Source organism: Bradyrhizobium sp. Leaf396, assembly GCF_001424605.1.
Classification (GTDB): domain Bacteria; phylum Pseudomonadota; class Alphaproteobacteria; order Rhizobiales; family Xanthobacteraceae; genus Bradyrhizobium; species Bradyrhizobium japonicum_C.
On the sequence record NZ_LMQJ01000049.1, the window covers coordinates 1 to 8,329 of the forward strand.

The following is an 8,329-nucleotide window of genomic DNA, read 5'->3' on the forward strand; positions in this document are numbered from 1 at the left end:
AAGGATTCTATAACCGGACAAGGCTCCATTCCGCACTCGGATATATCCCCCCGATCGAGATGGAGCTAAAAGCCGCTTAACCCGTCCACTTTATCGGGGGAAGATCACTCCGCGCACCACACCGGATCGTCCGGCTGAGGGTTGGCGTGAAGAATGCTGCAACCAAACAGCGATCGTGCCGAAGCGACCCGCGCGATCTCATTGGCCGAAACCTCCGCCGGCAAGCAGCCGTACCCGTCCAAGAAAGCGCATGCCATTTTGGCGCCTAGTTCCCCTTGCGCTCCAGCCATGCAGAAGCGCTCAACACCTGTAGCAATATCGACTAGCGGCGACGCCACTGTGCTAACGGCGTCGTCGAAATCGAGAACAGCAGCCACGCCGCTGGCCGCCATCAGCACGTTACCGCGATGATAGTCACCGTGGATGAGCTGACAATTTCGATCGAGAGTCGCGGCCAGCTGCTGCCAATGGCGCAAGAGGGCTCTCGCGGAACTCGACACGAATTCGTCGGTGTAGCGCGCATGAAAGAGAGTGCTTATCGTACGGTGCCATTGTCCAGAAATGCGATCAGCGCTGCATGGGGGCAATACCTTCTTGAGGGCCGTATGTATTGACCGCAGGGCGGCTCCGACACTGGTTGCATCCTGCACCTTATCGCAGGCAAATCGCTCGACTACATAGGCGTGGGTCAGTCCAGTTGCGTTCTCCGAAAGCGTAAGCGGTGCGCCCCGCATGGGCTGGACTGGGCAGCCTTCTGCGGCAAGCTTCGTGACCAATTGCTGGACCGCCAGAAGACGCGGTAGACGCGCACTGGGTACTACCTTGACGAAAAGAGCAGGCTCAGCGTCGACACGGTAGTAGCCGAACGGAGCGGGGTGCGCAGTCCTTGCCCTAGTGACTAAGGATCCGCGTAACTGCCGTAGGAGGGCATCAGCTACCTCGCCGCAAGCGGGCTCGTACTTGAGCGGCTGCGGCCGTATGTCGGAGTGGGCAGGAAGCTCAATCGATTGCATCGAAATCATCGATAGCAAGGGGCTGTCCAGCAGCGACGGACCTAACCAGTTGGCGTCCCGCAACGAAATCCCAAGACTCAACGCCCAGGCCAGCTGCAGGGAACCTGAACTGTACCTTTGACAGCGACAACGAAGTGCCAGCCGGAAGATCGGTACGCGCGAACAGACCCATCCGATCAGGCGGAGGTAGTCGATCAGACTGCATCTTCCTTTCTTTGGTGCCTAGTGACCGATAGAGTCGCTCGACGCGCGCCATCAAGTCGGGCAGCAATGAAATCGGTAGGGCATGCGCCAAATCTATGTCACCGCAGCTACCATCGGCCCGAATGCCCTTCTCGAGCGCGTGCGCGCCTAAAGCCACAGCGGCCAACAAGCTGTCTATGCCAACATCATGGTCGGATAGCCCAAAAAGAGCCTCGTGCGCTTCGCCCAGTGCTGGCATCATCCTGAGATTGAACAAATCCGCAGCGGCTGGTGGACCCGGCGGGCTGTGCTGGATCAGAAGACATTTCGCGCCCGCCTCGCGGGCCCAATCCACAGCCCGTGCAATTTCGTCCATGCTCGCACGTCCGGTATCCATAATCAGCGGAAGACCGGTGGAGGCTATCGATCGAATAAGCGGTGCATGCACGATGTTACTGCTCGCGACCTTGAGTGCGTCAACCTGTATGTCGCGCGCAAACGCCAACCCCTCCTCGTCATAGACGCTTACAACTAAATCCAGTTTGGAGTCTCGTGCTTGCCGGAAGATAACAGCCAGATCGCGAAGAGGCACAATATGACGCGCCAGCACGTTCCGATAATTTTCCCGAACCATGCCCCGGCCGGGTACATAGTATTGCGCATCCCCATATGGTGCGGCCAACTCAACATCGTGTAGAATAGCGCCTTTAAGCACACTGGCCCCCGCCGCAGCAATCGCGGTAACCAGTTCTCGCGCCAAACCAAGGTCTGATTTGAAGTAAACGTCAATGTCGGGAAAAAGCACCGGCGGATTTCCGGGACCAATCACGGTACGGCCTATCGCAAATGCTTTGCTCAATTGTCATCCCTCAAGCCAATGACGAGACAATGCAAAGGCAGATGCATTATGCCGTTCCGCAATCTGCGCACACCATGATCATCCAATTCCGTCCAGGAGCGCACGGGGTCGGCCTGAGGCAAAAGATCGAATGGCAATTCGAAAGGCAAAAATTCGACGCTTTCGACACGCGGCTGGCTCGATAAGAACAATCTGACGCTATCCATCGATGCCATGTTATAGCCAGGATTCCATTGCGCATCCCAATGTGCAGGATAGCGCCAATGTATCCGCGCATCTAGGGGGTATGGGTTGAAGAGGCCCGTGACTAGCACTGTTCCCCCAGCCCTAGCGACCCGGAGGCACTCAGCTATTGAAGGGCGGAAGTCTTCAAAAATGCTGTGCGTTCCGGTCATCAAGACCGCTTCGAACTGACTCGTTGCGATTCCGGTGAGATGATTGGCGTCACCTTGCACCACTGGAACTCCATGCTCATTGGCCAGCGCCACCAAGCTAGCATCAAGTTCGACTCCAAGCATCTTCGCTTGGGGAAAGCGGCGTCCGGCGTACGCGAGAAATTCGCCTGCAGCAGCCCCCACATCCAGCAAGCTTGCTAGGCGGGGATGACGTCCCGCGACTAGATCCCCCAACCAAATGAACATATGTTTAGGTTGAGCGGGCTGCCGATTTGTGTAGATCGAGGTCCGCTTGTAGCTTGCCGTCTTGGACGGAAATCTCGAAAGTCGGCGATCCACTTCGGACAGGATACGCTCGAGCGAGCGACCATCCAGCACACCCCACTCCCGCGAGCGTAAACGCTGCCGCGCGGACAGTCGCGCGTAGGTTTCGTCATCGCTGGCCATCGCCATCAGCACGCGCTCGACGGCGCTCATGTCGCGCAGTTCGACGACCCCAGATACACCTTCGTATGTAGAGAGATTGAATTTGTACATGTCGTAGTTTACGACAGGCTTGCTGCAGGCAATTGCCCAGCGCGTTGTGCTGGAAAACGCCGTCACCAGCACATCGTGGCGAGGAATCAACTCAAGAACCCATTGATCAGAAAACACGGCTTCTTGCTTGAGCCAGACCTCTCGATCCTGCGGCGTAGTCGCCGGATGGAGTGACACTGTCACATCAGCCCGACCATCGCACTTAGCCGCGGCAACGAGCCTCTCCACGCTCTCCTGGTACGTTGCGAATTCGGCAACGTGACTATGGCTGTTGTGATAGCTCGGAGGTGGTGCGATCAGGACCTTAAACCTTTCGGCATCAACGCGCCCCCCAGTCGCAGCGGAATTTGCGAGTGCCACATCACTGGCCAGCACAGCCGCGACCGTATCAGCGTAGAGGCTACCCGTCATAACTAGCTTCGTTAGTGGCACTCCCTCGCGGAGATAAATTCGCTTCATTGCTTCCGACTCGACCAGCAAAGCGTCGGCCGCCCCGCCATGAACGACCCACGGCTGATCGATATCTAATCCAACTGCAACACGCGCCAGAATGAACTCAGCGGGCATCATCGTGATGTCGCCCTGATCCACCGTTCTGATCCAATGCCCGGCGTGGCGACGCAAGTTGGTGCCCACCGAGGACACTGGCACTATGTTGAGGTTGCCCTCTCGAGCTTTGTCCCGAACAAAATTGTCGTAGTCCCGGCTCTCTCCTATGCCGAAGGGCATATCAAGAACCGGGAGTTGTCTTTGCTTCGCCGCCGCGATCAGGGGACCGCACCCGCCCGGACCGTCTTCGCAGACGATCAGCATCCTGGCTAAAACGTCATCGAGCAGTTTTCCAGCCGCCCCAAGCTGACGGAACAGCATCGCCCGGTAAGAAAGCTCCTCCTCGGTAGGGATCCAGGAAGTAAGCGCGTGCAGATTGGTAAGTTCTAAAGTCGGCAATATGAAGTCATTCACAACGGCAGAGAAATCTGCGAACTTGAGCCCGTCAGCCTCTGCTCGTTCCCTGATCGCTACGTTGACAACAGCTTGGTCATTGAAGCTCACTATCATGGTCTCGTCGCCGCGCTTCTCCATCGCCTTAGCCGCGGCTTCGAGGATCTTGACTTGCGACAGTGAATAAGCGGCGAGAACGATCATGGCAGCTACTCCTAGCTCGGCGAGCCGCCCCGAAAGGCACCACAGGCAGCTCAAGCACGGTTCCGCAGCGTGAATCTCTTTTTAGTGATACAACTTTCGCCGCTCGTCTCGAGCAGTACTGGTGTTGTATTCGTTGCGACTAAGGGCGAACGTACACGCTGAGTTCGCAAGGAGGCAAGCTGTGATAAGAGTTCTTCTCTCGGCGCGCGATGCCGCCGCGGCCCACCACGTTGCCGAGATGCTCAGACTGGGAGCACGCCCTGGCTGGCAGGTAGTATTGGTAGCGCAAGCACCCGCTCTTCAAATATTGCAGCAGCGAGGCCATGACTGCATTGAGGTTCCGCTATCTGCCGCAAGAATTGGTGATGAGGTAAGCGCCGCAAGATTGCGGTCATTTGCGGACATGCTGTTGGAAAGAGAGAAACCTGATGTGATAATAGCAGGGCTATCCTCTCCGGGGGACGGAGGGATTGACGAAGCGCTGCTGGCCATGCGTAAGGTCCCCGCCCTGTTGATGCAGGATTTTTGGGGAGAACAGAACGTCTTCTTCGGTCGCGGTGCGGACAGCTTTCTAGCACTCGATGAATTCGCGGTGACTTTAAACGACGCTCGCTATGGCAAACCAAGCTTCGTGGTCGGATCACCTCGCCACGCAAGTCTGGCCGAACTCGATGTTACCAGAACCCGAAGCAAGATTAGACAGAATCTACAAACGAAACCCGAGCACACCGTTGTGGGCTGGTTTGGCCAATCGTTGCATCACCTGCCGGGCTATAGGAAATCGATAAGAGAATGGATTGCTGCCGTGGCTGCACTTGGGGAAATTCAGGTGCTCTACAAGCCGCACCCTCGCGAAAGCGACAATGCTCGTCAAGAAACGTCCGCGCTGTTGACGAGCTATGGGCTGACCCACCACATCCTGTCGGACTGGAGCATCGAATGCGCGCTCCTCGCTTGCGACGTCGCCTCGAGCATTTTGTCGAATTGCCTATATGATGCCGCTTACCTGAATCACTTCTCCCCGGAACCTCTGGCAGCTCCGGTGGCATGGCTAGTCGAACCTGATATTCAGGAGTTCTTCGATGCCGTAGTGCCAGCGAAACAACTGCCTTATGCCAATGCGGGATTAGCTCTACTGCTGTACGACACGCGCAACGTTGCCGAAATTATAGACCAGGCCCGAAAAGCGCCCGAAAGAACAGCGCTTTGGCGCGCAGCGCAGCAGAACCTGGTTGATCCGCTACAAGCGAATGATCTGGTTGCATCAGCAATTCTTTCTACACTCGGGTAACGGCCGAACTCGGGGCTTGTTCTTGGCCATCAAGGTCAAGTGCAAACGATCTACGACGCGAGCGATGCTGGATAGCTCACGATGTTGAACTCACGATCCGATCTGGTCAGAGCGAATGACATGCGCGAGCAGCAGCCCTGTTCGCCCTTCATTTGTTGATTTGCGCCCCAAGAACGACTGCCACATTGATGTCGGACGATCCTGCTCGGCGGCAAAGGGCATCTGAGCTTAACCTAGAGCGTTTCACATTTCGACTGAAGCATAACCGGCTTTGGCGAATTAGTTGGCGCATTCGCGAGGCTGGATGTTCTGGACGAGGTGATCGATGTGGCGCCAAGTATCCTCGATGGTGCGCTTCTGAGCTTGCCGCATCCAGTGTTTGATATTGGAGAAGGCCTGTTCGATCGGTAAGCATCCGGTGAGGACCGCGTAGCGGTCACTCAGGCTGCTTGGTTGACTTGCTTATTTCGGTCGCGCCAATTCCAGGGCAAAAGTTCGTCGAGCCGTTGTACGGGATGTGCAGCGATGCGTGCCAGGACGTCGGCGAGCCAAGCTTGTGGATCCACGCCGCCGCGGTCGGAGCCACAGAACAGCGAAGACTTCCGCCCCAGGGCGATGCCGCGCAGGCTCGCTCGGCGGCGTTGTTCTACAGGCAGATGCGGCCATCGTCGAGGAAGCGGGTAAACGCATCCCAGCGCTTGAGCATGCAGTCCATCGCCTTGGCAACGTCGTTGCGCCGGGATAGCTTGGCGCGTTGTTCACGCATCCAGACTTTCAGATCGGCAATCAGCGGCGCGCTCAGCTCCTGGCGGACGGCCCGGCGCCGTTCGGGCGTCTCGCCGTTGATGCCTCGCTCGATCTCGAACAAGGCGTCGATCCGACGGACTGCTTCCAGTGCCAGAGGCGAGATCACCGCTGGCTTTTTGCCTTGTACCTTGCGGCGCGCATTCTCCGCCAGATCAGCCATCACGAAGAACGGTCGTCGGGCATGGACCCAACACGCCGCTTCCAGGATCGGACCTGCGTTGCGGCCCACCTCGTAAAGCTTGCCATAGCCGCCATAGGCATCGGCCTGGAAGATGCCGTTGTAGCCGGCCAGATGGGCCTGGGGATGCTCGCCGGCGCGATCGCGCGAGTAATAAAACACTGCTCCCAGCGGGGCCTGCCCGCCAAAAGGCTTGTCGTCGCGTACATAGACCCAGATGCGGCCGGTGTCGGTCTTGCCTTTGGCCAGGACCGGCACCGTCGTGTCATCCCCGTGCAATCGCTCGGCACTCAGCACATGGGCCTCGAGGCGCCGGAACAAGGGCGTCAGCGCAACAGTGCAGCCACCAACCTGGTCGGCGAGGGTCGACAGGCTGATCGGCACGCCTTCCTTGCCATAGCGTTCGGCCTGACGGTTCAGCGGCTGGTGCTGGCCGAACTTCTCGAACAGCACCATCGCCAGTAAGCTGGGGCTGGCCCAACCACGGGCGATGACGTGGAACGGCGCCGGGGACTGGCTGATCTTCTCGCAATCACGGCAGCTGAACTTCTCCCGGACGTGCTGGATCACCTTCCAGGACTTCGGGATCACCTCCAGCGTCTCGGTGATGTCCTCCCCGAGCTTGGACAACCTCGCTCCGCCGCAGCAGACGCACGCCACAGGTCCCGGCACGAGCACCCGCTCGCGAGGCAGATGGTCCGGGAACGGCTGGCGCGACGGCCTCTTGCGCGTGAACGAGGCCACCTTCGTCGTCTTGGCCGCGGCCATTTCGGCAGCGAGTTCGTCCTCAGTCGCTGAGGCCTCGAGCTCCTCCAGCGTCAGTTCGAGCTGATCCAGCAGCCTTGCGGTACGCTCCGAGCGAGGGCCATAACGATCACGGTTCAGCTTTTCGATCTGCAGCTTCAGGTGAGCGATCAGAGCATGGTCGTCGGACTGCTGGGCGCGAACGCTGGCGAGTTCGGCGCGCGTCGCCAGCAACGCCGCTTGCAGCGCCTCAATGTCTTCCGGCAGCTTCTGCCGGACCGTCACCCATGCACCGATGGAATCACAAAAGCGACGATTTGGCGTGCGCTTTCTGCAATCTCACGGGACTCTTGCGCAACCTATCCTGCGCTCTGCGGCCGCCAGCTGTGTTGGGGATTGCGCCAGTCGATCGCCTCCAGCAAATAGCCCATCTGAGCTGCGGTCAGCGATACCACGCCATCCACCGTCGCCGGCCAGATGAAGCGGCCACGGTCCAGTCGCTTGGCGTAGAGCGACAGCCCGATCCCGTCGTGCCAAAGGGCTTTGATCAGGGTGCCAGCACGACCACGGAACACAAAGACGTCGCCGGCAAAAGGATCCCGCCCCAGCCCCTCCTGCACCAGCAATGCCAGACCCTGCATGCCTTTGCGCATGTCAGTGTGACCAGTTGCGATCCAGATCCTCGCCCCTGCGCGATCGGGATCATCGCCGCTCCAGCAGATCCAATACGCGAGACAACGCGGTCATATCAACGCCGGCGTCCACGATCACCCGACAGGCCTTGCCGACGACAATCTCCATGCGTCCGCTCGCTGGCCCCGCTAAAATTACTGGCGGCGCCGGCGGTTGGTCCGGCATCACCATCGTTGGCACAAACGCTGGCTGAGGTTGTTCAGTATTGCTCGTCCGCGTCCCAAACGATCGTCGCCAAGTCAACAGGAGCGAGCGCGAGATGCCGTATCGTCGTGCTGTCGACGAGACCGCGCGCGGGGCCTGCAAACTCTCCAGAACGATCTTGAGTTTCTCATCATCGGTCCAGCGACGGCGACGGCCAGTCTCGACAACCCCGAACCGTTCAATATAGCGCGACAATCTGGGTGGGAAGCGCGCGACAATCAGGATGGCGAGTCGGTGTCGCGGCGAGGTGATGATTGCCGCGATGATTGTCGCGCGCAA

General features: G+C 58.7%; 6 protein-coding genes and 2 pseudogenes. 1 reads left to right on the forward strand and 7 read right to left on the reverse strand.

Going from position 1 to position 8,329, the window contains the following annotated elements; genetic code table 11:
• Positions 1-104: 104 nt before the first annotated feature.
• From ASG57_RS29335 to ASG57_RS29345, 3 genes are read right to left on the reverse strand one after another with little or no spacing between them, the layout of a single operon-like run.
• Entirely contained in the window at positions 105-1,022 is a 918-nt protein-coding gene (locus tag ASG57_RS29335; protein WP_082529077.1) for a phosphotransferase enzyme family protein, read from the reverse strand.
• On the reverse strand, positions 1,000-2,055 hold the full coding sequence (locus tag ASG57_RS29340; RefSeq protein ID WP_082529078.1) for an N-acetylneuraminate synthase family protein: 1,056 nt from the start codon (positions 2,053-2,055) through the stop codon (positions 1,000-1,002). The genes ASG57_RS29335 and ASG57_RS29340 overlap by 23 nt, the downstream gene beginning before the upstream one ends.
• A complete protein-coding gene (locus tag ASG57_RS29345) occupies positions 2,052-4,133 on the reverse strand; it encodes a class I SAM-dependent methyltransferase (RefSeq protein ID WP_057198579.1) in 2,082 nt (693 codons plus the stop codon). The genes ASG57_RS29340 and ASG57_RS29345 overlap by 4 nt, the downstream gene beginning before the upstream one ends.
• A gap of 181 nt (positions 4,134-4,314) precedes the next feature.
• Here ASG57_RS29345 and ASG57_RS29350 point away from each other — a divergent pair, with 181 nt between their 5' ends.
• Complete coding sequence (locus tag ASG57_RS29350) at positions 4,315-5,424, forward strand: hypothetical protein (RefSeq protein ID WP_156402851.1); 1,110 nt, start codon at positions 4,315-4,317, stop codon at positions 5,422-5,424.
• A 279-nt stretch (positions 5,425-5,703) separates the two neighbouring features.
• Here ASG57_RS29350 and ASG57_RS38480 read toward each other — a convergent pair.
• From ASG57_RS38480 to tnpA, 4 genes and pseudogenes are all read right to left on the reverse strand, one after another.
• Positions 5,704-5,832: pseudogene (locus ASG57_RS38480) on the reverse strand (IS630 family transposase); the annotation flags it as partial.
• A gap of 32 nt (positions 5,833-5,864) precedes the next feature.
• A pseudogene (gene tnpC / locus ASG57_RS29360) lies at positions 5,865-7,420 on the reverse strand (IS66 family transposase).
• A 92-nt stretch (positions 7,421-7,512) separates the two neighbouring features.
• Positions 7,513-7,875 (reverse strand): IS66 family insertion sequence element accessory protein TnpB, encoded by a 363-nt coding sequence (tnpB, locus tag ASG57_RS29365; protein WP_283806210.1) that lies wholly within the window; start codon positions 7,873-7,875, stop codon positions 7,513-7,515.
• Positions 7,856-8,329: IS66-like element accessory protein TnpA (gene tnpA / locus ASG57_RS29370; protein WP_349510071.1), on the reverse strand; the 474-nt coding region annotated here is incomplete at its 5' end. The genes tnpB and tnpA, both read right to left, overlap by 20 nt.